The 848-nt window shown below is 74.9% G+C and carries 1 protein-coding gene and 1 pseudogene; both read left to right on the top strand.

Annotated features, from left to right (window positions below; genetic code table 11):
- Positions 1–48: 48 nt before the first annotated feature.
- On the top strand, positions 49–639 hold the full coding sequence (gene sigK, locus ESO86_RS17800) for an ECF RNA polymerase sigma factor SigK (RefSeq protein WP_129236040.1): 591 nt from the start codon (positions 49–51) through the stop codon (positions 637–639).
- Positions 636–848, top strand: a pseudogene (locus ESO86_RS17795) (hypothetical protein); the annotation flags it as partial. The gene sigK and the pseudogene ESO86_RS17795, both read left to right, overlap by 4 nt.

Below are 848 nucleotides of genomic sequence, written 5' to 3'. Positions count from 1 at the left end.
CTGCGCGCCGCACCCGCGGCGGCGCGGCGCCGACCGGCTCGGTCTGACATGCTGGAACGCGTGACGGACGGCGAGCACGGGCCCGCGGCATCCGACCCGACCCTCGACGACCTGCTCGTCGCCACGGGCGTCGGCGATCGGGCCGCGTTCGGCGCGCTGTACGACCGTACCGCGGCCCGCATCCTCGGGCTCGTGCGTCGTGTCGTGGTCGACCCGGCCCAGGCCGAGGAGGTCGCGCAGGACGTGTTCCTCGAGGTGTGGCAGACCGCTCCGCGGTTCGACGCGGCGCGAGGATCCGCGATCTCGTGGATGTTCACGCTCGCCCACCGCCGCGCCGTCGACCGGGTGCGGTCCGCGCAGTCCGCCCGCGATCGCGATGCCCGCATCGGGGCGCGCGACCTGGACGTGCCGGTGGACAGCGTCGCGGAGGCGGTCGAGGTGCGGCTCGACCACGAGCGGGCGCATGTCGCGCTCGCCGAACTCAGCGACCTGCAGCGCGAGTGCGTGACACTCGCGTACTACGGCGGACTGACGCAGTCGGAGATCGCCGAACGGCTCGACGTGCCGCTCGGCACCGTGAAGACGAGGATGCGCGACGGCATGATCCGCCTGCGCCGCGTGATGGGGGTGAGCACATGACCGACGCCGAGTCCCCGGCGCGCCGGGAGCCCGACTTCGACGCGCTGCTCGCGGCCTACGCGCTCGACGCGGTGACCGACGAGGAGCGTGCGATCGTCGAGGCCCGCCTGGCGGAATCGCCCGAGCTCCGAGCGGAGCTCGCGGCGCACCTCGAGGCGGCGACCGCGCTCGCCGATGCCGCCGCGCCCATCGAGCCGCCGCCGGCGCTC

The organism is Agromyces binzhouensis (assembly GCF_004135055.1).
Taxonomy (GTDB): Bacteria; Actinomycetota; Actinomycetes; order Actinomycetales; family Microbacteriaceae; genus Agromyces; species Agromyces binzhouensis.
The sequence above is the reverse complement of the archived record's forward strand: the minus strand, read 5'-3'. Positions and strand labels throughout refer to the sequence as shown.